23 protein-coding genes, 1 other RNA gene and 2 pseudogenes are annotated in these 26,139 nt (G+C 71.4%); 16 read left to right on the plus strand and 10 right to left on the minus strand.

The window, feature by feature from the left end:
* The first annotated feature begins 40 nt into the window (after nt 1–40).
* Both trxA and HZF19_RS13060 read left to right on the plus strand, forming a co-directional pair.
* Nucleotides 41–415 carry a thioredoxin gene (trxA, locus tag HZF19_RS13055; RefSeq protein ID WP_208029230.1) on the plus strand — a complete coding sequence of 125 codons (375 nt, stop codon included), beginning with the start codon at nt 41–43 and terminating at the stop codon, nt 413–415.
* A gap of 144 nt (nt 416–559) precedes the next feature.
* Nucleotides 560–1,120, plus strand: coding sequence for a YqgE/AlgH family protein (locus HZF19_RS13060; protein WP_208029231.1), 561 nt, complete (start codon nt 560–562; stop codon nt 1,118–1,120).
* Here the strand turns inward: HZF19_RS13060 and HZF19_RS13065 are convergent.
* Nucleotides 1,090–1,434, minus strand: a complete 345-nt coding sequence (locus HZF19_RS13065; protein ID WP_208029232.1) for a hypothetical protein — start codon at nt 1,432–1,434, stop codon at nt 1,090–1,092. The genes HZF19_RS13060 and HZF19_RS13065 overlap by 31 nt on opposite strands.
* A 25-nt stretch (nt 1,435–1,459) precedes the next feature.
* On the opposite strand from HZF19_RS13065, the gene HZF19_RS16960 reads away from it, so the two are divergent.
* Entirely contained in the window at nt 1,460–3,757 is a 2,298-nt protein-coding gene (locus HZF19_RS16960; RefSeq protein ID WP_208029233.1) for a GH36-type glycosyl hydrolase domain-containing protein, read from the plus strand.
* Here HZF19_RS16960 and HZF19_RS13075 read toward each other — a convergent pair.
* Complete coding sequence (locus HZF19_RS13075) at nt 3,735–4,208, minus strand: SixA phosphatase family protein (RefSeq protein ID WP_208029234.1); 474 nt, start codon at nt 4,206–4,208, stop codon at nt 3,735–3,737. The two genes, HZF19_RS16960 and HZF19_RS13075, sit on opposite strands and share 23 nt — an antisense overlap.
* A gap of 27 nt (nt 4,209–4,235) precedes the next feature.
* Nucleotides 4,236–5,147 (minus strand): alpha/beta hydrolase, encoded by a 912-nt coding sequence (locus HZF19_RS13080; RefSeq protein ID WP_208029235.1) that lies wholly within the window; start codon nt 5,145–5,147, stop codon nt 4,236–4,238.
* A gap of 110 nt (nt 5,148–5,257) precedes the next feature.
* Here HZF19_RS13080 and HZF19_RS13085 point away from each other — a divergent pair, with 110 nt between their 5' ends.
* The gene (locus tag HZF19_RS13085) at nt 5,258–6,475 is read left to right on the plus strand and encodes a site-2 protease family protein (RefSeq protein WP_208029236.1); all 1,218 of its coding nucleotides are present in this window, start codon (nt 5,258–5,260) and stop codon (nt 6,473–6,475) included.
* A 37-nt stretch (nt 6,476–6,512) separates the two neighbouring features.
* Here HZF19_RS13085 and HZF19_RS13090 read toward each other — a convergent pair whose 3' ends face one another.
* A complete protein-coding gene (locus HZF19_RS13090; protein WP_208029237.1) occupies nt 6,513–6,758 on the minus strand; it encodes a hypothetical protein in 246 nt (81 codons plus the stop codon).
* A 99-nt stretch (nt 6,759–6,857) separates the two neighbouring features.
* Between HZF19_RS13090 and HZF19_RS13095 the strand changes: the two genes are divergently transcribed.
* Nucleotides 6,858–8,363, plus strand: a complete 1,506-nt coding sequence (locus HZF19_RS13095; protein WP_372443466.1) for an FMN-binding glutamate synthase family protein — start codon at nt 6,858–6,860, stop codon at nt 8,361–8,363.
* Here HZF19_RS13095 and HZF19_RS13100 read toward each other — a convergent pair.
* The 4 genes from HZF19_RS13100 to ssrA form a co-directional block, all read right to left on the minus strand.
* Nucleotides 8,338–9,729: an MBL fold metallo-hydrolase gene (locus HZF19_RS13100; protein ID WP_208029239.1), complete on the minus strand. Its 1,392-nt coding sequence runs from the start codon at nt 9,727–9,729 to the stop codon at nt 8,338–8,340. The two genes, HZF19_RS13095 and HZF19_RS13100, sit on opposite strands and share 26 nt — an antisense overlap.
* 161 nt (nt 9,730–9,890) lie before the next feature.
* Entirely contained in the window at nt 9,891–12,896 is a 3,006-nt protein-coding gene (locus HZF19_RS13105; protein ID WP_208029240.1) for an AAA family ATPase, read from the minus strand.
* Nucleotides 12,896–14,032: an exonuclease SbcCD subunit D gene (locus HZF19_RS13110; protein WP_208029241.1), complete on the minus strand. Its 1,137-nt coding sequence runs from the start codon at nt 14,030–14,032 to the stop codon at nt 12,896–12,898. The genes HZF19_RS13105 and HZF19_RS13110 overlap by 1 nt, the downstream gene beginning before the upstream one ends.
* A gap of 112 nt (nt 14,033–14,144) precedes the next feature.
* Nucleotides 14,145–14,533, minus strand: a transfer-messenger RNA (tmRNA) gene (ssrA, locus tag HZF19_RS13115).
* Between the two features lie 2,463 nt (nt 14,534–16,996).
* Between ssrA and HZF19_RS17580 the strand changes: the two are divergent.
* The 3 genes and pseudogenes from HZF19_RS17580 to HZF19_RS17590 form a co-directional block, all read left to right on the plus strand.
* Nucleotides 16,997–17,926, plus strand: a pseudogene (locus tag HZF19_RS17580) (Calx-beta domain-containing protein); the annotation flags it as partial.
* Nucleotides 17,927–17,932: 6 nt separating this feature from the next.
* Nucleotides 17,933–18,640: pseudogene (locus HZF19_RS17585) on the plus strand (Calx-beta domain-containing protein); the annotation flags it as partial.
* Between the two features lie 294 nt (nt 18,641–18,934).
* Nucleotides 18,935–19,339: a Calx-beta domain-containing protein gene (locus HZF19_RS17590; RefSeq protein ID WP_443706299.1), complete on the plus strand. Its 405-nt coding sequence runs from the start codon at nt 18,935–18,937 to the stop codon at nt 19,337–19,339.
* A 54-nt stretch (nt 19,340–19,393) separates the two neighbouring features.
* Here the strand turns inward: HZF19_RS17590 and smpB are convergent, their stop codons facing one another.
* On the minus strand, nt 19,394–19,864 hold the full coding sequence (gene smpB, locus HZF19_RS13125) for an SsrA-binding protein SmpB (protein WP_307781221.1): 471 nt from the start codon (nt 19,862–19,864) through the stop codon (nt 19,394–19,396).
* Between the two features lie 74 nt (nt 19,865–19,938).
* Between smpB and HZF19_RS13130 the strand changes: the two genes are divergently transcribed.
* The 8 genes from HZF19_RS13130 to HZF19_RS13165 all read left to right on the plus strand — a co-directional run bounded on the left by HZF19_RS13130 (nt 19,939) and on the right by HZF19_RS13165 (nt 25,066).
* A complete protein-coding gene (locus tag HZF19_RS13130; protein WP_208029243.1) occupies nt 19,939–20,346 on the plus strand; it encodes a M67 family metallopeptidase in 408 nt (135 codons plus the stop codon).
* 96 nt (nt 20,347–20,442) lie between these two features.
* Nucleotides 20,443–21,393 carry a PLP-dependent cysteine synthase family protein gene (locus HZF19_RS13135; RefSeq protein WP_208029244.1) on the plus strand — a complete coding sequence of 317 codons (951 nt, stop codon included), beginning with the start codon at nt 20,443–20,445 and terminating at the stop codon, nt 21,391–21,393.
* 35 nt (nt 21,394–21,428) lie between these two features.
* On the plus strand, nt 21,429–21,590 hold the full coding sequence (locus HZF19_RS13140) for a hypothetical protein (protein WP_208029245.1): 162 nt from the start codon (nt 21,429–21,431) through the stop codon (nt 21,588–21,590).
* Between the two features lie 14 nt (nt 21,591–21,604).
* Nucleotides 21,605–22,441, plus strand: coding sequence for a glutamate racemase (murI, locus tag HZF19_RS13145; protein ID WP_208029246.1), 837 nt, complete (start codon nt 21,605–21,607; stop codon nt 22,439–22,441).
* Nucleotides 22,432–23,175, plus strand: a complete 744-nt coding sequence (locus tag HZF19_RS13150; protein ID WP_208029247.1) for an MBL fold metallo-hydrolase — start codon at nt 22,432–22,434, stop codon at nt 23,173–23,175. Before murI ends, HZF19_RS13150 begins: the two co-directional genes overlap by 10 nt.
* 218 nt (nt 23,176–23,393) lie before the next feature.
* Nucleotides 23,394–24,137: a ribonuclease PH gene (gene rph, locus HZF19_RS13155; RefSeq protein WP_208029248.1), complete on the plus strand. Its 744-nt coding sequence runs from the start codon at nt 23,394–23,396 to the stop codon at nt 24,135–24,137.
* Nucleotides 24,134–24,739: an RdgB/HAM1 family non-canonical purine NTP pyrophosphatase gene (gene rdgB, locus HZF19_RS13160; protein WP_208029249.1), complete on the plus strand. Its 606-nt coding sequence runs from the start codon at nt 24,134–24,136 to the stop codon at nt 24,737–24,739. The genes rph and rdgB overlap by 4 nt, the downstream gene beginning before the upstream one ends.
* Before the next feature lie 57 nt (nt 24,740–24,796).
* The gene (locus HZF19_RS13165; protein WP_208029250.1) at nt 24,797–25,066 is read left to right on the plus strand and encodes a metal-sensitive transcriptional regulator; all 270 of its coding nucleotides are present in this window, start codon (nt 24,797–24,799) and stop codon (nt 25,064–25,066) included.
* A gap of 10 nt (nt 25,067–25,076) precedes the next feature.
* On the opposite strand, the gene HZF19_RS13170 is transcribed toward HZF19_RS13165, so the two are convergent.
* Nucleotides 25,077–26,129: an alanine racemase gene (locus tag HZF19_RS13170; RefSeq protein WP_235980037.1), complete on the minus strand. Its 1,053-nt coding sequence runs from the start codon at nt 26,127–26,129 to the stop codon at nt 25,077–25,079.
* Nucleotides 26,130–26,139 lie beyond the last annotated feature (10 nt).

Consider the following 26,139-nt stretch of genomic DNA (forward strand, 5'->3'; position numbering starts at 1 on the left):
CGGAGCATCCACCTCTCGAGCCAACCGCAAGGAGTGCCACATGGCGACGGTCGCGCTGACCAAGGACACCTTCGAGGCGACGGTGCGTGACAACTCGACGGTGTTGATCGACTTCTGGGCGTCGTGGTGCGGCCCGTGCCGGATGTTCGCCCCCGTCTACGAGAAGGTTTCTGCGAACCATCCCGGTATCGTGTTCGGAAAGGTCGACACCGAGACCGAACACGAGCTCGCCGAGGCGTTCGGCATCCGGTCGATCCCGACGCTCATGATCATCCGTGACGAAGTGGTGCTCTACAGCCAACCGGGAGCGATCAGCGAAGACGCACTCGAGGACTTGGTGCGACAGGCAAGCGAGATCGACATGGATGAGGTCCGGCGCCAGATCGCAGCCGAACGGGCAGCGGCCGGCGCCTGAGGTCTCGGCCGGCGTCGGTAAGGGTCTCCCTCCCACTCCCGCCACCAGTACCGGCGCCGGCCGACCTCTCCTGTCTTGCCGGTATCTCCCCGGGCCGCCAGGAGGGTGCCTGACGCGACGTTGTCCTCGTGCCATCATCTGCTCATGACCGGTACGTCCCACCGAGGACGTCTGCTCGTCGCCACGCCTGTCATCGGCGACCCCAACTTCCACCGCACCGTGGTGCTCCTGCTCGAGCACAACGAGCAAGGTGCCCTGGGCTTGGTCCTCAACCGGCCCACCGACGTGGCTCTTCTCGACCCGTTGCCCGAGTGGGAGGGTCTGGCGGCTTCGCCGCGGGTGGTGTTCGTCGGTGGTCCCGTGGAGCAGGGAGCGGCGATCGGGTTGGCGCAGCGGCGGCCGGTGCAGGCGAGCGGCGACGGCTTCGATCCCATCCTCGGGTCGATCGGCACGCTCGACCTCTCGCGTGATCCGCACGACGTCGACGAGACGATCGAGGCGGTGCGGGTGTTCGCGGGCTACGCCGGATGGGGCCCCCGACAACTCGAGCACGAGCTGGCAGCGGGCGCGTGGATCGTGGTCGACGCCCACCCCGATGACATCCTCTGCGACCATCCCGGCGAGCTCTGGCGGGATGTGCTCCGCCGCCAGGGCGGCGACCTGGCACTGTTGAGCTACTGCCCGCCCGACCCGTCTCTCAACTGACCCGACGGCGGAGGCCGGCGAGCACCGCGGGCCCGCAGGACCACCGTGACCACCACCGCGAGGATCACTACGGTGGCGAGAGCGAGGGGGAGCCCGGTGGCTCGCCCGGGCGTCGAGTCGTGCTCGGCCGGTCGCTGGAGTCGTTCGGGATCGAGATCGCGCGGTGGGGTGGAGGACGGTGGCACCTGCTGATCGGCGGCGGCCGTGGCGGCGGAGGCGGGTGACGAGGCCGACGTGAGCTGCGTTCCACCCGTCACCCACATCGCGGACGCCGCCACGGCGGCGACCAGGACGGCACGAGCGATCGGAGGCATCACCGCTGGAGCGTAGGCCGTTAGGGTGACCGGCGTGCTCCGGGGCGACAACGTCGACGGCGGCGCGTTCGGGTGCTGGGCGCGCGACGCGGACGACTCGCCCACCTATCTGGTCGGTGGCTCGGCCACACCAGAGGGGGTGCTGCCCCCCGGCGGGATCGCCGCCTGCTGGCACCAGATCGGCAACGCCGGGCTCACCGCCACCGCGCACGCCGGAGGATGGGTCACCCTGTGGGCCACGAGCCGGGGAATGATTCGTCTCACCGGCCCGTCGAGCCGGTGGGGGGTGGTGGGCGAGGTGCCGGTGCGGCGGCGCGCTCGGTTCGGGTGTGGCTACGCGGCATGGGAGGCGAGCTACGCGGGCGGGCTGCTCGTGCGGCGGCGGGTCGGGTCGCCGTGCGACGACACGCCGGTGCTCCGAGTCGACGTCGAGATCGCCAACCCGGACGGGCGGCTCGCGGTGGCCTACGAGGAGGACTGGGTCGTCGAGCCGACCGTGCTGCTCGTCGGGGCCCTGATGAGCCCGCATCTCCCGCCCCCGCCCGGCGCTTCGCTCACCCATCGGCTGGCCTGGCACGCCACCTACGGGCTGTCAGCGGTGGTCCGCGCCCTGACGACCGCGGCGCGCTCCGTGGCCTCCGCTCGGCTGGTCGGCCCACCGCGATTCGACGCCGACCGGCGGGCCGTGTGGAGCGCGCCACGGCACCCCCCGCGGCCCGCTCTCGGGCCTGCGTGGGTCGACCGGTCGTTGCCCACGTTGGTGGTGGCATCGCTCGACGAGGACGTGCCCTGCGAGGGTGGGGGGTCGGCGCTGCGCCTGCGGGTGGGCGACGTCGGTCGCGGCCGGACCGAGCGGCTCGCCTTCGCCGTCGCGCTCGCGGACGACCCCGGGGACGTCGATGCGCTCATCGATCGGGCCCGGCAGGCGGACCCAGCTGCGAGTGCCCGATCCTGGGGGTCGCTGGCGGTGCTCGACACCGGCGGGCGGGCGCCGGCGCTCGAACGGGAGACGGCCTGGCATGCCGCGTACCTCGTCGGCGCCCAGCAACCCGACGCCTACTTCGGCCATCGGTACGTGAGCCAGGGCTCTGCCTACGCCTTCGTGCACGGCCTCCAGGGGGCACCCCGTGACTACGCGATCTTCTCGGTCCCGCTCACGCTGATCGATCCGGCCGGGGCCCGCCACCTGCTGCAGGTCATGATGCGGATGACCAAGCCGAGTGGCTCGGTGCTCTATGCCCACACCGGTAGGGGGCAGTGCACCGCAGGTGGGGTCCACGCCGCACCGACGGACCTGCCGATCTTCTTCCTGTGGGCACTGACCGAGTACGTGTGGGCCACCGGTGACCGGGCGCTGCTCGACCAGCCGGTGCCGTTCTACCCGGCCGAGGACCGAGCGACGGCCACGCCGCGTGACCGGGTGGCCCAGGCGTTCCACTACCTGCGGGACCGGGTGGGCCGCGGGCCGCACGGCCTGCTGCGGGTCGGCAGCGGTGACTGGGCCGATCCGATCTCCGCCATGGTGGTTGACCGTCGAGCGTTCCACGAGCACGGCGAGTCCGGCTTCAACACCGCTTTCGCGGTCTACGTGCTGCCGCGGGCGGCGCGCCTCATCGCCGAGAGTCACCCGATCGATGCAGCGGAGATGGTGGCCCTGGCCGGGGAGCTGCGGCGAGCCATGCAGAACACCTGGCAGGGGGAGTGGTTCCTGCGTGGCTACGACGGCCGGGGTGGGCCGCTCGGTGAGCGGCACCTGTTCCTCGACGGCCAGGTGTGGCCCCTCATCGCGGGCATCGGCGACGACGCGCAGCGGGCCCGCCTGGTCTCGGCCATCGGTGATCGCAACGATGATCCCTCCCCGATCGGCGCCACGATCCTCGACCGACCTCACCCGGTGCGCTTCGGGATGCTGGCGCCGGGTTGGGACTGCAACGGCGGGGTCTGGGCCGCCATCAACGCCCTGCTGGCCTGGGGCTACGCGCTGCACGACCCGGCTCGGGCCTGGCGTCTCCTCGAGAAGCAGTCGCTCGCCGGCCACGCCCGGGCGTACCCGAACGTGTGGTTCGGGATCTGGAGCGGGCCGGACGCCTACAACGCCTGGTTCGGTTCGAGGCCGGGGGAGACGTTCGTGCAGCCGGCCACACCCATGCAGGAGTACCCGGTGATGAACGCCAATGCGCACGCGGGGCCACTACTCGCGCTGATGAGGGTGCTGGGTCTCGAGGCGACCGAGCAGGGCATGGTCGTCCAGCCGCGGGAGGTGCCGGTGCGGTGGTCGTTGACCACCCCGGTGGGGACCTTCAGCGGAGGTCCGCCGCGGTGACGAGGTCCACCAGCGTGCCGCAACCGGGTGTGGCCTCTATCCAGGCGTCGATGTCCAACCTGAGGGTGGCCAGTGCAGCGGTGCGTAGCCGAGCGGTCGTGCGGCAGAGCAGTTCGATGAGCTCCTCGAGGCTCGGGTTGTGCCCGACCACCATCACGTCCCTCACGTCGGCGGGGAGCCCCCGGACCAGCTCGAGGAGACCGGCGGCGTCGGCACCGTAGACCCGCGGCTCGACCCGCAGGGGGCACCCGAGGGCCTCTACGACCGGCTCGGCGGTATCCAGTGCCCGCTTGGCATCCGAGGAGATGACCAGGCCGACCGGCCAGCCCCCGATGTGCTCCGCGATGAGCTGCCGAGCTCTCACCCCGCGCCGGTTCAGGGGCCGGTCATGGTCCTCCATGGCCTGCGACCAATCCGACTTGGCGTGGCGGAGCAGGCGCAGCGTCCTCACGGCAACCGGGCTGGGACGGCCGGGCACTCAGGTGCCGAAGGTCGAACGCAGCGCGGACGCGGCCTCGGCGACCGCCTCGGAACCGGCGGGAATGAGCCCTCCCATGGAGAAGAAGCCGTGGATCTGGCCCTCGTAGCAGCGGAGGGTCACGTCGACGCCCGCCTGCCGCATCCGCTCGGCATAGGCGTTGCCCTCGTCGCGCAGGGGGTCGTACTCCGCGGTGATGACCAGCGCGGGTGGCAGGTCGGCGAGCATCTCGAGGTCGGCGTGCAGCGGCGACACGCGGGGATCGGTGGGATCGGCGCCGGCGAGGTAGTGGTCGAGGAACCAGCGCATGGTGTCCGCCTCGAGTAGGTAGCCGGAGCCATTCTCGGCGTGTGAGGGGAGCGAGGTGGTCGCATCGGTGACGGGGTAGACGAGAAGCTGGAACCCGAACCCGTCGACCTCCTGGGCCACCACCGTGGCCAGGTTGCCCCCGGCAGAGTCGCCACCCACCGCCACCCGGCTGGGATCGCCTCCGATCTCGGCGGCGTGCTCGAGCACCCACTCGCCGACGCTGAGGCAGTCCTCGAGACCACGGGGGAACGGGTGTTCGGGCGCGAGGGAGTAGTCGACCGAGACCACGAGGCAGCCCGCCCGGGAAGCGAGCTCGGCACAGACGGGCACGCTCAACTCCGAGCTGCCGATCACCCATCCGCCGCCATGGAACCAGACCAGCACCGGAAACGGCTCGGTGCCGTGAGGCTCGACGAGATGGACCGGTACCCCCGTGATCTCGCTCCGCTCCACCGAGGCGACCTCCGGGGCCGGGCCTGCCGCCAGCGAGGACAGCCCCGCGTAGTCGGCACGGGCTTCCTCGGGGGTACGCGCCGTGACCGGTGGCCCGCCGAACTGGGCGATCAGGTCGAGGATCTGCTGCGCGGCAGGGTCGAGTGGCATCGGGACCTCCACGGCCGACACGGACGTGCGGGCACGGTAGCTCAGGGCATCCGGATCTGCGCCGGGGAGCGGTGAGGAGGCCCGGGTGCCGGACCGGTACGCTCGTCGCCGTGCAATCCGGACTCGCCTTCGCGGTCGCCGGCATCCCCGTGCGCGTGCTCCCCACGTTCTTCCTGGTGAGCATCCTGCTGGGCCTCGGCTACGGGGACGCCCTGCTGGTCGGGCTGTGGGTGACCGTGGTGTTCGCCTCGATCCTCATCCACGAGCTGGGCCACGCCGCTGCCTACCGGTGGTTCGGGAGCGACGCGGCGATCGTGCTCCACAGCTTCGGGGGTCTCACCCTCGGCCGGTCGCTGTCGCTCGGCCGTGATCTGGTCGTGAGCCTGGCCGGTCCGGCTGCGAGCTTGCTGGTGGGTGTCCCCTTGCTCGGGCTCGCGGCCTCGGGCACGGTCACCGGGCAGACCGGCGAGGCCGTGCTCACGATGGCCATCTGGGTCAACGTCGGGTGGGCGCTGATCAACCTGTTGCCGATCCTGCCGCTCGATGGTGGTCAGGCCCTGGTGTCGTTGTTGTCGATGATCACCAAGCGGGACGCGACCCGCTTGGTCAACGCGGTGTCAGTGGTGGTCGCCGGGGTCGCCGTGTACCTGGCCGTCCAGGCCGGCTTGCTGTACGCCGCTGTGTTGGCAGGGCTCTTCCTCCTGATCAACGTGCACGCGTTGAGCCAGCGGCAACCGTGGCGACCCGCCCGCCCGGCGAGGTCGGCGCGGACCGACCCGGGTGACCGCGCGCCGGCTGGCCGGCACCTCGCCGATCCACGCCCGGTCACCTCCCCTGCGCCGGTCGCGCCCCCGGTGCCCGTGGCTCCCCCGGCGGAGCCCGCCGGGCGCGGGAGCGGAGCGGAGACGAGTCCGCCCTCGGCCGCCCCTGTCTCTCGCCCACCGATCGTGGGGCGGCGCAGCCTCGACGACGAAGTCGCGTCTGCCATCAAGGCGGTGGTGGCGAACGAGCCCGAGCTGGCGCTGATCGCCATCGCGCGGGTGCGGGCGCACGGCCTCACCGCCGAGCAGACCGTGCGCGCCGACGAGCTCGAGGCATGGGCGTGGATGCAACGGGGAGATCTCCCCTCCGCCGCGCCCTTCATCGAGGCGGTGCCGGTGGGTGACCCTGCCCGGGCACTCCTCGAGGCGGGCCGAGCCGGGTTAGCAGGCCAGGGTTGGGAGGAGGCCCGACGCTTGGCCGACCCCCATGGTGAGGGAGCGGCGCTGTCGGCCCGGTTCCTGTCGACGATGCTCCCCGCGGATGGTCAGGGGGAGCCGGCCGAGTGAGCGGCGGTGATCCCGGCAGGCCGGCGCACCTGCTTCCTCACTCGTCGGGGATGGCCTCCCACCACTGGCACCACCAGTCCTCGCCCACCAGGATCCGGATCTGCGGATGCCAGCAGTAGGTCAGATCGGCGTCGGTGTCGAGGTAGTAGAGGCAGTTCCGGCACCGCTCGTCGCCGGAGGGATGCCCCCGGAGCACGGCTCGATCTATGAAGTGCTGGAGTTCGAGCCAGTTCTTCTCGTCGATCTCCTTGGGCTCGGGCGGTGGGATCTCGTAGTCAGCCATGATTCGAACGTACCGCGGCCGCGCCCGGGTGCTCGGTAGGGTCGGATCGTGGGGATCGTGCGAGGCTCCCGCCCCCGTGCGCCGCTCATCGCCTCCCGCCTGGGGAGGACGGTGGCGCGGACCGTGGGCGCGGGGTTGGTCGGGTTGGCTGCCTACGACCTGCTGCAGACGAAGCACGCGATCCTGCGGAACTTCCCCGTCATCGGGCATCTGCGCTACAGCCTCGAGGCGGTCGGACCAGAACTGCGCCAGTACATCGTCACCGACAACAACTCGGAGCGACCGTTCTCGCGTGATCAACGCCACTGGATCTACGCGGTGGCGAAAGGCGAGAACAGCTACTTCGGCTTCGGGACCGACAACGACCTCGACCAGTCGCCGAGCTACCTGATCATCAAGCAGGCCACCTTCCCGGCCCCCGGTATGGGGCCCGGCCAGCCTGATCCGGCGACCCCTGTCCCTTGCACCAAAGTCATGGGCGCTGCCCATCGGCGCCACCGGGCGTTCCGTCCTGCGTCAGTGGTCAACATCTCGGCGCTGAGCTACGGCTCGCTCAGCGGTTCCGCCATCGAGGCGCTCAACCGCGGGGCGGCGCTGGCTGGCTGCCTGCACAACACCGGCGAGGGTGGGGTGTCACCGCATCATCGCCAGGGTGGAGAACTGGTGCTCCAGATCGGCACGGGCTACTTCGGCTGCCGTGACGAGCGTGGCCGCTTCGACCTCGATCGGCTCGTCGACTTGGTCGCGTCCGCACCGGTGAGGGCGGTGGAGATCAAGCTCAGCCAGGGGGCCAAACCTGGTCTCGGCGGCGTGCTACCGGGAGTCAAGGTGACCCCTGAGATCGCGGCGATCCGGGGCGTGCCCGTGGGTGTGGATTGCGTCAGTCCCCCGTACCACACCGCCTTCCACGACGTCGACGGGCTGCTCGAGTTCGTGGAACGCATCGCCGAGGCGACCGGTCTGCCGGTCGGGGTGAAGTCGGCGGTGGGTCAGCAGGAATTCTGGGAGGAGCTCGCCACCAGGATGGCGGCTACCGGGCAGGGTCCCGACTTCGTCACCATCGACGGTGGAGAGGGGGGTACCGGAGCGGCGCCGCTGGTGTACAGCGACCACGTGGCGCTGCCATTTCGCGTCGGCTTTCCGCGGGTGTATCGGGCGTTCGTCGAAGCCGGCCTCGCCGACGATGTGGTGTTTGCCGGAGCGGGCAAGCTGGGGTTGCCGGAGGCGGCACTGCTGGGCATGGCGATGGGGCTCGACCTGGTGAACGTCGGTCGAGAAGCCATGCTGGCCATCGGGTGCATCCAGGCGCAGCGGTGCCACACGGGGCGATGCCCGACGGGGGTGGCGACCCAGAACCGCTGGCTGGCCAGCGGTCTCGACCCGTCGCTCAAGTCCAGCCGGGCGGCGAACTACCTGATGGCGTTGCGCCACGAGCTGCTGCGCCTCGCCCATGTGTGCGGTGTGGTTCATCCGGCGCTGGTGACTCTCGACCACTTCGAGATGATCGAGGACGGGCCGACCGGGATCCCTGCCCGGGAGGTGTTCGGGTACGAGCCCGGCTGGGGAGTCCCGGTGACGCTCAGGCGAGAGCCCGGGTCGCGGTGAGCCACGCGCCGAAGCCGCCGATGAGATCGGACACGTCCGCTGCTCCGAGGGAGCGGAGGAGGCTCGCCGCGATGGAGGATCGGTAACCGCCCGCGCAGTAGACGACGATCGGCCGGTCGAGATCGAGTTCGCCCGCGCGGTCGCGCAGCTCGGCCAGCGGGATCCGGAGCGCACCCGGGATGCTGCCGAGTGCAGATTCGGCGTGGTTGCGCACGTCGACGATCTGGACCTCCGTGCTGGCTCGCCGCTCGTCGAGCCGGGCGACGGGCAACCGAGGGGCGTGGCCGACGACATCAGGCCGGGCCATGAACGCAGCGGGACCCTCCCGGAGGACGCCGACGACGGTGTCGAAGCCGATCCGCCCCAACCGCAGCTTCGCCTCGTGCTCGGTGCCCGGATCGCTCACCAGCACGATGGGCGTGTGCGGTGGGACCACGGTGCCCACGTACTCGGCGAAACGGCCGTCGATGCCGACGTTGACCGAGCCGGCCAGGTGCCCGGCTGCGAAGTCGGCGGCTGGGCGGGTGTCGATGACGACGGCGCCGGCAGCCTGCTCCGCCAGCACCTGGTCGAGATCGAGCGGGGCCGGCGGAGCGATGTCGAGCAGGTCCCGCGCTTGCTTGTTGAGGCCGGCGTTGTAGCAGAAGTAGGCGGGCGCAGCGCTCTGCCCTTCGGTCACGGCGGCGACGAACTCCTCGACGGGCATGGGTTGCAGGGCGTAGTTGGTGCGGCGTTGCTCGCCGATGGTGGAGACGGTCTCGGTGGAGAGGCTCTTGCCGCAGGCTGACCCGGCGCCGTGGGCAGGGAAGACCTTGGTGCTGTCAGGCAGGTCGAGGAGCTTGTCGTGCACGGAGACGTACAGCTTGCGGGCCAGCTCGTCGGCCGACACGCCCACGGACGACAGCAGGTCGGGGCGGCCCACGTCACCGATGAAGAGGGTGTCGCCGGTGAGCACGCCGAAGGGCTCGGGGTCATCACCGTGCTCCCACACCACCACGCTGATCGACTCGGGCGTGTGACCTGGGGTCTCGCGGAACTCGAGGACCACGCCGCTGCCGTCGGCGGGCCCGAGCGCGAGCCGCTCCCCGTCGGTCACCCTACGGATCGGGTACTGGGGGCTCGCCGCCGATCCGTAGATGATCTCCGCCCCGGTCGCCTGGGCGAGCTCGAGGTGGCCGGACAGGAAATCCGCGTGGAAGTGGGTCTCGATCACGTAGTCGATGCGGAGCCCCTCGGCGGCGGCGTCGTCGAGGTACTCCTGGATGTCGCGCTTCGGGTCGACCACCGCGGCGCGTCTCGTGGTCTCGTCGGCGATCAGGTAGCTCGCGTGGGACAGGCAGTCCAGGTAGTACTGCGTGAACTTCACCGTGGACCTCCTCGACGTCCGGATGCTAGACAACTATACCCTCAGGGGTATCTGTCCGAAACCTCGCGGGCGGCGCCGGGTGGCGTCCCGGCAGCTGTCGCCAGCAGGGTCTGAGGCGGGCGGCACCAGGCCTCGCTCGGCCGGGGTTCAGCCGGGTCCGCTCAGGAGGGAGCCGTCACCTGGTGCACGCTCGAGCCGCGGCGGCCGGCACTTCCCGCGCGGACCTCGAGTTGTGCGGGGATGCGGTTGCGGAGGTCGGCCACGTGGCTGACGATGCCGATGGTGCGGCCACCGCTGCGCAGCTCGTCGAGCACGTCCATGACGACCTGGAGGGTGTTGTCGTCGAGGCTGCCGAAACCCTCGTCGATGAAGAGGGTGTCGATGCGGGTGCCGCCTGCCTCGGCGGTGACGACGTCGGCCAGTCCCAGCGCCAGCGCCAGGGACGCCATGAAACTCTCGCCGCCCGAGAGGGTGGTGGTCTGGCGTTCGGTGCCGCTCCAGGCGTCGATCACGAGCAGGCCCAGCCCACTCCGCCGGCGCCCGTCAGCCTCCTCGTCGGTGTGGCGGAGGGTGTAGCGGCCGCTGCTCATCTGGTGGAGGCGCCGGCTCGCCGCGTGAGCGACCTGCTCGAGGCGTGCCGCGAGCACGAACACCGACAGGCGCATCCGCAGCGCGTTGTCCGCCTCGCCAGCGACCAGGCGGGCGAGGCCCGCGACCTCGTCGTGGCGGGCGCTGACAGGCCCGAGTCGATCGACCGCGTCCCGCAGGTCGATCACGTTCTCGCGCAGGTGCTGCACGGTCTCGGCGAGAGCCCCGGACCGGCGCAGCGCCTCGTGTAGCTCGGCGTCTGCTCGCTCCCGGGCGGCGCCGAGCCCGTTGAGGTCTGCGGGTGGTCGGGCAGCAGCCTCGGCGAGCTCGGGATCGTCGAGCGTCTCCTGGGTCGCCCGGAGCAGGGCATGGTGCTCGTCGATCGCCTGACGGAGGGAACGGATCTCGTCGAGGCGGAGGATGGCGCGTCGGGCAGCGTCGGCGTCGGCGAAGCCGGCGGCCGCGGCCTCGCGTTGTGCGGCCTGCTCGGCGTCCCGGAGCCGGTTCGTCGCGTCGTGGTGCGCGTCGATGGCGCTGGCCAGCGCGTCGCAGGCCCGTGCCAGCTCGTCGTGGCGGGTCATCGCCACGGCCACCGTCGGGGCTCCTCCGAGGCCTTCCTCGAGCCGCTTGCGGTCCCCGATCTGCTCCTGGTCCGCCACCGTGATCGCATGCTCGGCCTCGCCGATGCGCTTGCTGAGCTGTTCCCGCTCGAGGTGGAGCTGCCCCTGGTGGTCGGCGAGGAGCTGCAGCTCTGCTTCGATGGCGGCCAGTCGGCCAGCGTGCTCCTCGGCCTCGGCGAGCTCCGCCGCGAGGGAGCAGGCCTGCTGCTCCAGCTCGAGGACCGGGGCCTCACCCGCGGTGGCCTCCGCGGCGGCCAGCTCGGCGCGGAGATCGGCTTGCACCCGCTCGAGCTCGGATCGACGACGCTCGGCGTCATCCACGCGCGCCGTGGCGTCGTCGAGCTGCTCGGCCGTGACCAGCCCCCCGGTGCCGGCGGTCGCCGGGCATGGGTGATCGACGCTTCCGCACACCGGGCAGGCCGAACCCGGTTCGAGGCCGGCGGCCAGCTCGGCGGCCATGTTGGCGATGCGTGCTTCCTGCAGGTGGTGCAGAGCGTCGCGCGCCTCTTGGTGGGCGTCGATGGCGGCGCGCAGCTTGTCGTCGATGCCCCGGAGCTGCTCGCGGAGCCGGTCGCGGGTGTGGCCTGCCGAGCAGCGTCGCTGCGCGTCTCGGGCGGCGGCGCGCAGACCCTCGACTGAGCCGGCGGCCCGGGCCGCGCGCTCCTTGTCGAGCACGAGGCCCTCGACCCGACCGGGGAGCTCGCCGAGCGAGAGGGTCAGCTGGTCGAGCTGCTCCTGCAACCGGATCAGCTCGTCTCGCCTCGCGGCGATCTCACGGTCTCGCCGGCGCAGGTCGCGCTCGACGGTGGTGAGTTGCTCGAGCTGCCCGCGCTGCTGGAGGAGGGCGTCGCGCCGCCGGGTGAGGTGCTCGATGTCGGCCGCGGCGAGGCTCGGGTCGAGCGCTTCGACCGATCGGCGCTGCTGCTCGAGTGCCTCCCGAGCGTCGCACTCGCGGGCGCGGGCGTGCTCGACCTGGGCCAGCAGCGGGCCCACGGGGCTGGCCTGCTCGTGGGCCCGGAGGCGGTCGACCCGCCGTTCGTGCTCATCGTGCGCCGCGTGCAGCTCGGTGCGTCGGCGGAGGGCCTCGGCATGCCGGCGCTGGCGCTCGTGGAGCTGCCGAGCGGCGTCGTGTCGGCCGGCCAGGTCGTCGCGTTGTGCCTGCAGGCGGCTGACGCGGTCGGCCGCCCGCGTTGCCGCGTCCTCAGCGAGGTCGAGGAGATGCCGGGCCCACCCTGCGAGCTCGGCCCGGTCAGCCGGTGGCGGAGGAAGCGTGCCCACGTCTCCGACGAGGGAGTGTGCGAGGGCCTCCACCGCCCGGGTCCCCCGGTCCACCTCGGCGCAGGCCTCGTCGAGCGCCTTGGCGGCCGCCTTGCGCTGCTCGTCGAGCCAGGTCTCGATACGGGCGAACCGGTCGGTGGCGAACAGCTTCTCGAGGAGCGGGCGGCGCTCCTCCGCGCTGGCTTGCAGGAACTTGGCGAACTCGCCCTGGGGAAGCAACACCACCTGGTGGAACTGGTCTGGGCCCATGTGGAGCAGGTCGGCCACGAGCAGGCCGACCTCGGCGGGCCGGCTGGTCACGGGCTTCCATGCATCGTCGAGGCGCTCCTCGGCGAGCGCGGTCGGCGGCTCCTCGACGAAGCCCTCGCCCCGCTTCTTCGGGCGCGGCTGCTTCGGTCGCCGGGTGAACCGAAGGCGGCGCTCGCCGAAGCTCGCCTCGAGCACCACCTCGGTGGGGGTCGCCGGGTCGGCGAGGTGCGAGCGCGGACCCTCGGCCCGGGCGCGCACCCCGGGTACGGTGCCGAAGAGCGCGAACGACACGGCATCGAGGATCGTGGTCTTGCCGACACCGGTCGGGCCGTGCACGAGGAACAGGCCGCGGTCGTTGAGCTCGTCGACGTCGATGACCTGGCGGTGGGTGAAGGTCCCGAACGCCTGGATCTCGATGCGGTGCAGGCGCATCAAGCCACCTCCGCGATCCGTTGCGCCTGGACGGCGGCGTCGAGCAGCGCGTCCTCCGCGGCGGTGACCGGCCGGCCGCGCACGTGCTCGACGAACGCCCGGCACACCTCGAGATCGGAGCGCCCCTCAACCTTCTCGCCGTAGACGACCTCCGTGGTGGTGCTGGCCTCGAAGACCAGCCGGAGCACGTGCGGGAACCGCTTGCGGAGCCGCTCCATGGGGTTGGCCGGACGCCGCTCGTCGGTGACGGTGATCTCGAGCCAGGCATGCTCGTGACCGGTGAACTCGGCCGAGGAGAGCAACTCGTCGAAGGTGCCGCGCAGCCGGGCCATCGGTCGCCACGGGGGGATGGGGATGCGCTCCAGGCGCGGTGGCCCGCTGGCCGGCAGGTCGACGACGGTGAACGACTTGGGGTGCCCCGCCTCGGAGAACGAGTAGGCGATCGGCGAGCCGCTGTAGGCGATGTGCTCCGCGAGTTGCTGGGGGCGATGGAGGTGACCGAGAGCCACGTAGTCGGCGCCGGCGAACACCGCGGTGGGTACCGACGCTGTGCCCCCCACGGTGAGGTCGCGCTCGCTGTCGCAGGGCTCGCCGCCGGTGGCGAAGGCGTGGGCCAGCACGACGGAGCGAGGCTCGCCGCGCCGGGCGCGATCGGCGGCCACCCTGGCCATCGCGGCTCGCAGTACCGCCTCGTGACGCACCTCGCCCGCCTCCAGCGGGGAGCAGGCGAGCGCCGGCTCGAGGTAGGGGAGGGGGTAGATGGCGACGTCACCGGCGCTGTCGGCGAGCAGCACTGGTTCGCCGCACGTCTCGACCCGGGTGCGCAGGTGCACGCCGGCCGCCTCCAGCAGCCGGCTCCCGAAGGCCAGGCGGCCCGCAGAGTCGTGGTTGCCGGCGATCAACACCACGGGTACGCCCGTGCTCCGTAGCCGGAGGAGCGTGTCGTCGAACAGCTCCACCGCGTCCAGCGGGGGGATGGCCCGGTCGTAGAGGTCACCGGCGATCAGCACGGCATCGATGCTCTCGCCGGCCACGACCTCGACGAGGAGATCGGCGAACGCCGCCTGCGCGTCGATGAGTGCCTCGCCGTGCAGCGAGCGGCCCAGGTGCCAGTCGGAGGTGTGCAGGAGCCTCACGCCGACACCGTACGCAGGGGGTCTGACAAGAATGGGGGATGGCCCGGTGCGCCGTCGGCGGATGCCGGCACCGGCCCGGCAGATGCCTCCCGGCACGCCCGGAAGCCCGGATCGGTGGAGCTGGGGGGAATCGAACCCCCGTCCGCCGAGCGGTCATCGCCCGCGATACGACCATTCCCGGTTCTCGGCTCAACGGCTGCCGACCCGCCGGGTCGGGCGGGGCGGGTTGGCGACCCCACCGCCGGGTCTTTCCCCGGGGTCAGCGGTCTTTCACGCCGTCAGCGGTCTCTCCCTGCCGTCCACCACTACTTCTGTTGCCGGGCTGTAGTGGTCAGGCCCCGTGCGCCATTGCTGGTCACGATGACTCTCTGCGACCTGACGGATCAGGCAGCGAGAGCGAACTCGCCATCGGCGGTTCTTTGGTTGCCCCGTTTTAGGAGTCTGAGCAACTCCGGTCGCACGGATCGACTTCCGGTCTCAGCGTCGAAACCGATCAGCCCCGTTGTAAAACACCGCTCGCCCGAGCGGCCTTCCCATGCTAGCGGCGGCCGGGCGGCGTCGAGCAGGGATTCCCAGGCGAACCTGGTGGATGGAGGGTCGGCGGCCACTCGCCGTGAGCGCCGGAGCACGCTCATGTACCCTCGGGGCATCCGGCCAGGCCGCGGCACCGCGGCCTGAGCCCATGAGAAGCGGCGGGACCGAGAGGCTCCTGTGGGAGGAAGTTCGCAGGTGGAGCGCACGAACCTGATAGCGAGCCGCCGCGCTGCTCTCCGGCCGGGCGCCGTCACCGGGCTCGCACTGCTGGCGGTGGTCGGCGTCGCACTGGTGGTCACCGCGCTGCGGGCCGACGCCGCGAGCTGCGACAAGAACTGGATCGGCCCGCCGGGCGGGCTCTACCAGACCGGGGCCAACTGGTCCCCGAGCGGTGTCCCCTCCGCCAGCCAGTTCGCGTGCGCGCCTCCTGGTTCGTCGATCGTGTTCAGCGACACCCAGAACCGCACCGTCAAGGGCGTCGACTTCAAGGGCAGCCTCACCATCACCGGCACCCGGGAGCTGCGGATCGGCACCACCAGCGCGAACGAGGCGTCCTCGGTGGCGAACCTGGTGCTCAACGGCCGCCGGGGCGGCGCAGCCCAGCTCACGGTCACCGGGTCGCTCACCGTCGGCAGCGGCGCGATCCTCGGCTCGCCGCAGGCGGCCACCGCCGGCTATGGCGGTACGACCGTCGTCGCCGCTGGTGCCAGCGCCAGCCTCGCCGCCGACCTCACCATCGAGTCGGGCCACACCCTTCGCAACGAAGGCTCGACGAGCTGGCCCGCCGGCGACATCACCCTCTGCCGAGCCTCGAGCATCGTCAACGCCGGGAGCTTCGAGCTGCCCGCCAGCCCCCTCTACACCGTCTCAGAATGTGACGCGGGTGACGGTGACGTGGCTTTCGTCAACGAGAGCTCCGGCGTGGCCACCAAGGGGCCGGGGTCGGACGAGGGCTCGCTGTACGTGCCGTTCGCCAACGACGGTGCCGTCGAGGTCCACGGCGGGTCGCTGTTCCTGGTCGACCAACCGGTGCTCGACCCCGACACCGGCTCGTTCCAGATCAGTCCGGGAGCCACGCTCGAGCTCTGCGGGAACCGGGCCTTCGGCACCGGCGCCACCATCGGCGGGGGGCTGCTCAAGGTGTCCTGCGGCTACATCGAGCTGGGTCCCATCGACACCCTGCCGGTGCTCGACTTCGCCGGTGGCGAGATCGTGGGCAGCCTGACCGTCACCGACTCGTTAACCTGGGGTTTCGGCTTGTTCTCCGGTTCGGGCACGACCACCATTGGGCCGTCCGCGACGGCCACCGGCGGCTACTACCTCGACGGGCACACGCTGGTCAACGAGGGAAGCTGGTCGCTCGGCACCGGCGAGCTGTCGATCTGTGCGGGCTCGACCGTCGAGAACCGCGGGAGCCTCGACCTCGGGCTCGCCGGCGGGTCCATCTCGAACTGCGGTGATCCGAGCGGGGTGCTCCTCAACACCGCTCCCGGCACCATCACCAAGGGATCCGGGGGTACCACCCAGATCCAGCCGGTGGTGACCAACCTGGGCACCATCGAGGTCGCCAGCGGGGGGCAACTCAGGATCAGCGGCGACCTCACCAACCTCACCGCCGGCACCCTCACCGGCGGCACCTACCACCTCGGCGGGACCCTGCGGCTCGACGAGGCCGGGACCGGCGGGATCACCGCCAACGCCGCGACCGTTCGCCTCGACGGCCCCGGAGCCACCGTCACCAATGCGGCCGGCGGCGACGCGCTCGCCGGACTGTCGACCAACGCCGCGGCCGGCACCCTGCAGTTGAGCGGCGGCCGGCAGCAGACCGTCGCCGCTGGGCTCACCAACGCCGGTGCCTTGGTGACCGATGCCGGCAGCCGGCTCACCGTTCCCGGGGGCGACCTGGTCCAGACCGGCGGCAGCACCACCCTCACCGGCTCGACCGCTCAGCTACGGCTGCTCGGCGGGGGCACCGTCCGCGTCGACGGCGGCACCCTGACCGGATCGGGCACCGTCGACGCGGCGCTGGTCCGCAACGCGGCCCGGGTCGAGCCGGGCGTCTCCGGGCCGGGCGCCCTCGACCTCACGGGTGGCTTCACCCAGGCCGCGAGCGGCACGCTGGCCGTGGACCTCGACGGCACCGCCCCGGCAACCCAGCACGACGTCCTCAGCGCCGCCGGTCCGGTCGAGCTGGCCGGTGCCCTCGAGCTCGTCGGCGGTCACGCACCCGCCGACGGCGACACCTACGAGATCGTCACCGGCTCGAGCCGGCAGGGCACCTTCGACTCGATCACCGGTGACGACGCGGGCGGCGGGCTGACCTTCGTACCCGTCTACGACACTGCCGCGGTGCGGGTGCTCGCCACCGGCGCCCCGGTGATCGGCATCGACGACCTGGCCCAGGCCGAAGGCGACGTGGGCACCTCGGTGATGACCTTCACGCTCTCGCTGTCCAAGCCCTCGGCATCGACGGTGACGGTGCAGGTCGACACCGCGGACGGGACCGCCACCACATCCGGCGACGACTACCTGCCGCGGTCGACGCTGGTGTCGTTCTCGCCCGCCGAGACCACCGCCACCGTGGAGGTCACCATCGTCGGCGACACCGCCTACGAGCACGACGAGACCTTCCACGTCGAGTTGTCCAGCCCGACCAACGCGGTGATCGGCGACCCGGGCGCGGTCGGCACCATCCTGAACGACGATCCCGTCCCCAGCCTCTCGATCGACGACGTGACGGTGGTGGAGGGCGACAGCGGCACGGTTCCGGCCGTCTTCACGGTGTCGCTCAGCGCGCCGAGCCCCGATCCGGTCACCGTCGGGTTCGCTACCGCCGACGGGAGCGCCACCGCGCCCAGCGACTACGCCAGCGCGGCGGGAACGCTCACCTTCCAGCCCGGCGACACCGCCCGGACGGTCACCGTCCAGGTGGCCGGCGACCAGCTCTACGAGGGAGACGAGTCCTTCATGGTCGGCCTGCTCGCCCCCACCGGCGCCACCATCGCCGACGGGCAGGGGACCGGCACCATCGTCGACGACGAGGACCAGCCGTCGGTGTCGATCCTCGACACCGCAGTCCTCGAGGGCGACGCCGGCACCACCGATGCCGTGTTCACTCTCACCCTCATCCCGGCGAGCCAGTCCCCCGTGACCGTCGAGGTGGCCACGGTTGATGGCACCGCAGTGGCGCCGGAGGACTACGCCAGCGTCTCGAGCTCGGTGACCTTCGACCCGGGGGAGACGGTGCGCACGGTGGCGGTGGCGGTGAACGGTGACACCGTCTACGAGCTCGACGAGACGTTCACCGTGGAGCTGTCGAGCTCGTCGGGGGCCACCATCGGCGACGGACAGGGCAGCGGCACCATCGTGAACGACGACGATCCTCCCACGCTGTCGATCGATGACGTCAGCGTGTTGGAGGGCGACTCGGGCACCACCGATGCCACGTTCACCATCTCGCTGTCGTTCCCCTCACCGGGCCCGGTCACCGTTCAGGTGGTCACGGCGGACGCCGGCGCGGTGGCGCCGGAGGACTACGCCAGCGTGTCGAGCTCGGTGACCTTCGACCCGGGGGAGACGGTGCGCACGGTGGCGGTGGCGGTGAACGGTGACACCGTGTACGAGCCCGACGAGACGTTCACCGTGGAGCTGTCGAGCTCGTCGGGAGCCACCATCGCCGACGGGCAGGGCGTCGGCACCATCCTCAACGACGACCTGGCCCTCCCCGAGCTCTCCATCGACGACGTGACGGTGGTGGAGGGCGACAGCGGCACGACCGACGCGGTGTTCACCGTGACCCTGTCCACCGCCTCATCGGGCACGGTGAGCGTGGACTTCGCCACCAGCGACGGGACCGCGGTCGCGCCCGGCGACTACCTGCCGGTGTCGGGCACCCTGACCTTCGAACCCGGGGACACGTCGAAGACCATCACGGTCACCGTCAACGGCGACGTGGTCTCCGAGTTCGACGAGACGTTCACGGTCGTGCTTTCGAACCCGTCAGGGGCCACCATCGCCGATGGACAGGGCACCGGCACCATCCTCAACGACGACCTGGCGCCGGTGACGGTGTCGGTCGGCGACGCGTCCGTGTGGGAGGGCGACACGGCGACGCGCACCATCCTGGTGCCCGTCACGCTCTCGGGGCCTTCGACCACCCCGGTCACCGTCCAGTACCGCTTGGTCGGGCTCACCGCCACCGGCGGCCGGGTCGACTTCGAGGACTTCGGCGGGGCGGTGCGGACACTGACCATCAAGCCGAAGCCCACCACCGGGCTCACCCCGGTGGCCACCAAGATCCCCGTCAAGGTGTATGGCGACACCGTCGCCGAGGACATGGAGCTGGTGAGCGTCGAGCTGGTGGGCGCGATGGGAGCCGCACTCGGCCGAGCGGGCGGGATCGCGGTCATCTTCGACGACGAGCCCGGCACCGGCAGCCGGGTCGGGGTCAGCTCGGTGCGGGCGGTCGAGGGCGACACCGGAGTGGTGAAGATGCAGGTCCGGGTCACCCTGTCGGCACCGGCCACCGAGCAGACCACCGTCGTGGCCACGGTGGTCGACGGTACGGCCCGGGCCGGCGTCGACTACAAGCCGGCCAAGCCGAAGACCATCACCTTCCGGCCGGGCCAGTGGCAGAAGACCATCACCATCACGCTCCTGCCGGATGACCTGCCGGAAGGGGACCGGGACCTGGCCGTGGTGCTCTCCGATCCCACCGGGGCCACGATCCAGGGTGACGGCGTCGGGATGGCGATCGTCCTCGATGACGATTGACCGCCGGGCTGGCGGGCTCGGGTCCCTCCCCCGTAGCGCCCGTCCCGGTAGGTCCTACTCCCGGCCCTTCAGTGCCCGACCGATCGCCTGCTCCGCCTCCCGCCGGGCGTCGCGGGCCGCGATCGCCTGGCGCTTGTCACCCTTGCGCCGAGGCTTCGCCAGCGCCAGCTCGACCTTGGCCCGACCGTCCTTGAAGTACAACGAGAGCGGCACCATCGTCAGCCGCTCCTGGTCGAGGCGAGCGCGGAGCCGTTCGATCTCGTCGCGGTGCAGCAGGAGCTTGCGCCGACGTTCCGGATCGTGACCGCTGTGGGTCGCCGCCGTGCGCCAGGGCGCGATGTGCAGCCCCACCAGCCAGGCCTCGCCGCCGTCGATGCGGGCATAGGCATCGGCCAGCTGCACCTTGGCTTCCCGCAGCGACTTGACCTCGCTGCCGCGCAGCACCAAGCCCGCTTCCACGTGGTCGAGGATGTCGTAGTCGCGACGGGCCTGCCGGTTGGTCGCGATGATCTTGGTGCCGGCCACGACCCGTGAGCGTACCGAGCCGATCCCGCTGGGCCCGACGGACGCCGCCCGCGTCGCGAGTACCCTCGGCGCCCATGCTGCGCCTGCCTCACCGTGCCTACGCGCAGATGATCGCTGCCGCCTACGACGGCCTGCCCGACGAGGCGTGCGGGCTGCTGGGCGGCGATCCGGTGACCGGCCGGGTGGAGGTCTTCTACCGCTGCCGGAACGCCGCGGCGTCGGCCAGGGTGTACACGGTCGACCCCCGGGACCACCTCCACGCCGACCGCGACGCCGAGGACCGGGGCCTCGAGTTGATCGGCGTCATGCACTCCCACACCCACACGGACGCCTACCCGTCGCCCACCGACGTGGCTCAGGCTCCCGACCCTGCCTGGCACTACGTGATCGTCTCCCTGCGGGACGAGGCCCCGGTGCTGCGGTCCTACCGGATCGTCGACGGCACGATCGCCGAGGAACCGGTCACGATCGGAGACCGGTAGAATCTTTACAAAACTGGTCAAGATTTCCGACAATCAACAGGGAGACCCGGCCACGCGCGCCGGGGAGTGCACGCCACACGGATCGAGGCCCGCCCCATGACCGTCTACGCATCGGTGCTCGACATGATCGGCGACACGCCGCTGGTGGACGTCAGCGTGCTCAGCCCCAATCCCGGCGTACGCATCCTGGCCAAGGTCGAGAGCCAGAACCCCGCCGGCTCGGTCAAGGACCGCATCGCCCTCAAGATGGTGACGGAGGCCGAGGCCGACGGCACCCTCACCCCCGGCAAGACCATCATCGAGCCCAGCTCGGGCAACACCGGCATCGCGCTGGCGATGATCGCCCGGATCAAGGGCTACCCCATCAAGATCGTCATGCCGGAGAACGTGTCCATCGAGCGCCGGCAGATGCTCGAGGTGTTCGGGGCCGAGATCATCCTCACCCCCGGCAACGAAGGCTCGAACGGAGCGGTGCGTCGCGCCCTCGAGCTGAGCGACCAGCACCCCGAGTGGGTCTTCCTCTACCAGTACGCCAACGAAGCCAACCCGCGGGCACACTACGAGTCGACCGGCCCGGAGATCTGGCGCGACTGCCCGGAGATCACCCACTTCGTCGCCGGCCTGGGCACCAGCGGCACGCTCATGGGGGTGGGCACCTACCTCAAGGAGCAGAACCCCGAGATCAAGGTGCTCGCCGTCGAGCCCCCGCTCGGCGAGCTCGTGGAGGGGCTGCGCAACCTCGAGGAGGGCTACATCCCACCGGTGTACGAGAAGTGGGGCGGCCCCGAACTGCTCGACGGCAAGCGCATCGTGCGGCCACTGGAGTCGATCGAGTGGACCCGCCGGCTGGTCACCGAGTGCGGGGTGTTCGCCGGCATCTCCTCGGGCGCGGCGCTGGCCGGCGCGATCAAGGTCGCCGAGCGGCTCGACCAGGGCACGATCGTGTTCATCGTCGCGGACGGTGGCTGGAAGTACCTGTCGACCGGCGCCTACACCGACGATCTCGACGAGGTGGCGGAGAAGGCGTCGAAGATCATCTACTTCTGAGCCGTCCCGGCTACCGTCTCGGCTACCGTCTCGGCGTGCTGTTCACCTTCATCTTCGGCGTGCTCGGGGTGATCCTCGTGATCGGGGTGGAGACCAGCCCGCAACTCCGGGACAGCCCCATGCTGCGGGTGGGAGGGTGGTTCCTCGGTGGGGCGTTGGCGCTGGTTGCGCTGGCGTTCCTCGTCGCGGCGCTCTGACGTGGATCGCTGACGTGGACCGTCGCCCGATCGGTATGTTCGACAGCGGCTTCGGTGGGCTGACCGTGGCCCGGGCGCTGATCGACCTGCTCCCCGAGGAGGATCTGGTCTACGTCGGCGACACCGCCCGGTACCCCTACGGGCCGCGACCGCTGGCCGAGGTCCGCCGCTTCGCCCACCAGATCACCCGGTACCTGGTCGAGGAGCATCAGGTGAAGCTGGTCATCGTGGCCTGCAACACCGCCTCGGCCGCGGCCCTCGATGAACTGCGGCGGTCCTTCGAGGTGCCCGTCGTGGGGGTGATCGACCCCGGGGTCCGCTCGCTGGTGGCCGCGACCCGCAACGGGCACGTGGGGGTGATCGGCACCGTGGGCACCATCGGCTCCGGCGCGTACCAGCGGGCCGTGGCCGCGGCCGACCCGGGTGTGAAGCTCACCTGCGCGGCGTGCCCGGGATTCGTCGAGTTCGTGGAGCGGGGGGAGACCGACAGCGACCAGGTGCACGTGCTCGCCGAGCGGCTGCTCGCTCCGCTGCGCGAGGCAGGGATCGACACGCTCCTGCTCGGCTGTACGCACTACCCGTTCCTCGCCCGTACCATCAGCGATGTGATGGGTCGTGACGTCGTGCTGGTGTCCTCTGCCGACGAGACGGCCTTCTCCGTGCGGGCCCAGCTCACCGCCCTCGGCCACGACCGCCCGCCGGCCGAGATGCGGGCAGCAGGTCGCGCCACCCACACGTGGATCTCCTCGGGAGACGTGGCCACCTTCCGGGCCCTCGGGCGCCGGCTGCTCGGTCCCGAGCTCGACGACGCCCGGCCGATCATGTGGGCGGAGGACGGCTCGTGGCGCTGAGCGTCACGGTGCTGGGTTGCAGCGGCAGCTACCCCGGACCGGGGCAGGCCTGCAGCGGCTACCTGGTGCGAGCGGATGGGGTGAACGTGGTGCTCGACCTCGGCCCCGGCGCGCTCGCGAACCTCCAGCACCACATCGGGCTGCACGAGGTGGATGCGGTGGTGCTGAGCCACAGCCACCCCGATCACTGGCTCGACCTGTCGGGCCTGCGCACCGCGACCAAGTACGCGCTCGAGCGTGAGGGTCTCGCGGTCTACGGCACGGCCGAGAACCGCAAGCTCGCCGAGTCGATCTCCCATGGTGGGCTCAACCCCACCATCGACTGGCACGAGATCCATGACGGTGACGAGCTGGCGATCGGCGGCCTGCGGCTGCGGTTCTCGGAGACCGAGCACTACGTGGAGACCCTCGCGGTGCGGGTCGATGACCCGCGGGCGGGGCGTTCGATCGCCTACTCGGCCGACACCGGCCCGGGGTGGGCGCTCGACCGTTTGGGGCGAGGGATCGACCTCGTGCTCTGCGAGGCCACCTTCGCCACCGACGAGGAGGGGGAAGGGGTGCTCCACTTGAGCGCCCGGCAGGCGGGGGCGATGGCCGCTTCGGCCGGTGCCCGGCGGCTGGTGCTCACCCACCTGTGGCCGGGCGGCGACCCGCGGCGCTACGAGCGCATCGGCTCCGAGGCCTTCGGCGAGCCGGTGGAGCTGGCCCGGACCGGCGCCCGCTACGAGCTCTGACCGCCCTCGCCACCGGGATCGGTGCTCGCCCACCGCCCGGAAGCCCGCCGCAGTCGCGAACTGGCCTGTCAAACGCGTGCGGAAGCACGCGTTTGACAGGCCAGTTCGCGGATGTGGGACCGTGAGACCATCGCAACGTGAGTCGAGGGCCGCACGCCCCAGGCCCGTGAGGCCCGGCAGGGTCGTGGGGCCCGTGGGGCCCGAGAGAGGTGGCATTCGTGAGACCTGATGGCCGGGAGCCGGACCAGCTTCGACCGATCAGCTTCCAGCGTGACTTCACCGACCAGGCGCAAGGATCGGTGCTGGTCACCGCGGGACGCACGATGGTGCTGTGCACGGCGTACGTGGACGAGGACGTGCCCCGCTGGATGAAGGGCGCGGGCAAGGGCTGGGTCACCGCCGAGTACTCGATGCTGCCGGGCGCGTCCGCGGAGCGGATCCGGCGGGAGGTCGCCGCCGGCAAGCCGTCCGGGCGCACGCAGGAGATCCAGCGGCTGATCGGCCGGGCGTTGCGGGCGGTGTGCGACCTGGTCGTGCTGGGGGAGCGGCAGGTGATCGTGGACTGCGATGTCCTCCAGGCCGACGGCGGGACGCGCATCGCGTCCATCAACGGTGGCTACCTGGCGCTCCACGACGCCCTCAGCCGGCTGGTCGCCGACGGCGTCATCGGCGAGCACCCGCTCCACGACGAGTGCGCAGCGGTGTCGGTGGGGATCGTGGACGGGGTGTCCGTGCTCGATCTGCCCTACGTCGAGGACTCGACCGCCGAGGTCGACATGAACGTGGTCATGACCGGGTCCGGCCGGTACATCGAGGTGCAGGGCACCGCGGAAGGCCTGGCGTTCTCGCGGGGGGAGCTCGACGATCTCCTCGACCTCGCCGAGCGAGGCATCGCCGAGATCGTCCAGCAGCAGCGGTCCTACCTCGCCACCCCGCCGCCGCGGCGCACGGCCAGCTCGTGAGCGCGGTCGAGCTGGTCTGCGCCAGCGCGAACCCCGACAAGGTGGCCGAGATCCAGGCCATCCTGGGCCCCGCCGAGGTGGTGCTGCTGCCCCGGCCCTCCACCGTGCCCGAGGTGGCCGAGGACGCCCCCACGCTCGAGGGCAACGCCCGCCTGAAGGCGGCGGCGATCTGCGAGGTCACCGGGTTGCCAGCGGTGGCGGACGACACCGGGCTGGAGGTCGACGCGCTCGGTGGGGCGCCGGGGGTGCGGTCCGCGCGGTACGCGGGCGAACAGGCCACCTACGCCGACAACGTGCGCAAGCTGCTCACCGAGCTCCTCGACGCAGGCGCGCTCGATGCGTCGGGCCGGACGGCGCGGTTCCGCACCGTGGCGCTGGTGCGCTACCCGGACGGGCGGGAGGTCGCCGCCGAGGGGGTGGTGGAGGGTGTGATCGCACCGAGCCCCCGAGGGGACGCCGGCTTCGGTTACGACCCCGTCTTCGTGCCCGTCGAAGGAGACGGTCGCACCTTCGCGGAGATGAGCGGGCCGGAGAAGCACGCCATCAGCCACCGGGGACGGGCGTTCCGGGCGCTCGCGGCGCGCCTCGCGGCAGGGACGTGATCCGGCGCCGTCCCGGCCGGTGCCGATGTGTACCCCTTGGGGTATAGGATCAATAACATGGAACTGCCCGAAGTCGTGGTCGACGACGTGCGGAAGCGCCTGCGGCGGGTCGCGGGCCAGGTGCAGGGCATCGAGCGGATGCTCGAGGAGGGGCGTGAGTGTCGGGACATCGTGACCCAGCTCTCCGCCGCCACCCGGGCGCTGGAGCAGGCGGGCTTCAAGCTGGTGGCTGCGGGGCTCCTCTACTGCCTCGACAACCCCGATCAGGCGGAGTCCGAAGGCTACGGCCTCCCCGAGGTCGAACGGCTGTTCATGCGCTTGGCCTGAGCACGCCGGGTCACCAGCCGCGCAGGTCGATCGGCCACTCGTCGACCACCTCGCCGCCACGCACGACGAAGAACCGCTCGTGGTAGGCGACCGTCGGATCCACGTGTGCCGGCAGCACCCGGACCCGGTCGCCGACCCGGGGCAGCGCCACACCCTCGCGAGGGGCGAAGGTCACGTGCTCGTCCGAGCAGAACCAGACCCGGAATCCCTCGATCCGGGGGTTGCCGTGATCCATCCCGAGGGCCTTCAGGCCGACATCCGCGACCGCGTAGTCCTGCGCCCGGTTGACCGAGATCACGGTGCCGAGCACCGACAGCGCCATCCGGAACGGCAACCCCAGCGCGGCATAGGCGGTGTCCATGAGCAGGAACGAGCCGGCCTGCAGCTCGGTGACCCACCGGTTGAGGTCCCAGGTGCCGGTGCCGCCGCCCGAGACCACCTCACCTCCCACCGCCCGGTGGGCCTCGGCGAGCAACGTCATGCTCTCGGCCACCCCGGCTTCCCGAGCCGCGCGATCCGCCACCCCGACGACGTGTCCCTCGTATCCCATGACCCCCCGCACCACGAGCCCCGCGGCGCGGGCCTGTCCCGCCAGGAGCCCGGCGCTCTCCGGCGGGCAGCCGCACCGGGGCAGGCCCACGTTGACGTCGATCAGCACCTCCGGCACACCCCCCGCGACCGCGGCGCCGATGGTCTCCGCGGAATCCACGGCCACCGTGACCCGGGCGGATCCGGACTCCACCAGCGCGCCGAGCCGCGTGGCATCGAGGACCTCGTTGGCCAGCAGCAGGTCCTGACCCAGGCCCGCCGCGGCCAGCCCCTCCATCTCCCGGATGGTGGCGCAGCAGAACCCGGGGTGGCCCCGGTCGGCGAGCAGCCGCGCCAGCGCGGTGGACTTGAACGCCTTCACGTGTGGTCGTAGCGCGTTCCCGGGCCACGCCGCGGCCATCATGGCCAGGTTGTGCTCGAGCGCCTCGAGCCGCACGAGCGGTGCAGGGGTGGGGAGCGGCGGGAGCGCCGCCAGCTCCGCTGTCTCGGCATCCATCGGATCGTCGGTCGCCATCGCGGCACCC

The sequence above is a fragment of the Rhabdothermincola sediminis genome (assembly GCF_014805525.1).
In the GTDB taxonomy this organism is placed as follows: domain Bacteria; phylum Actinomycetota; class Acidimicrobiia; order Acidimicrobiales; family Acidimicrobilacustridaceae; genus Rhabdothermincola; species Rhabdothermincola sediminis.